Below are 350 nucleotides of genomic sequence, written 5' to 3'. Positions count from 1 at the left end.
CACATAGCCATGATCGAGGCTCTCGATCGGGAAGGCTTGAAAATCGCGGGCAAGTCCGCGTTTGGCGGTACTGCGTTCTGGATCGAAGGACCTGAAGGCATGGATGCCGACAAGCTCGCACGTGATCTGCGAGAGGACGGCGTGCTGATAGAGTCCGGAGCGCCGTTCTTCTGGAGCGACGACCGGCCATGCCGTTATTTTCGCATCGCCTATTCTTCAATTCCACTCAACCGCATCGCGGAAGGTATAGAACTTCTGGCTAAAAGAATGCGAAAAATCTCTCAATTCAGGAACGGTTGAGTTCAGCCTGCGTTCATGTGGATTGCGATAACGGATTTGTGAAATCGCCG

The 350-nt window shown here is 53.4% G+C and carries 1 pseudogene; it reads left to right on the top strand.

The window, feature by feature from the left end:
* Positions 1-300: pseudogene (locus SB719_RS19250) on the top strand (hypothetical protein); the annotation flags it as partial.
* Positions 301-350: the final 50 nt, after the last annotated feature.

It is taken from the genome of Pantoea sp. SIMBA_079 (assembly GCF_046940275.1).
Lineage (GTDB): Bacteria > Pseudomonadota > Gammaproteobacteria > Enterobacterales > Enterobacteriaceae > Pantoea > Pantoea borealis.
The sequence above is the reverse complement of the archived record's forward strand: the minus strand, read 5'-3'. Positions and strand labels throughout refer to the sequence as shown.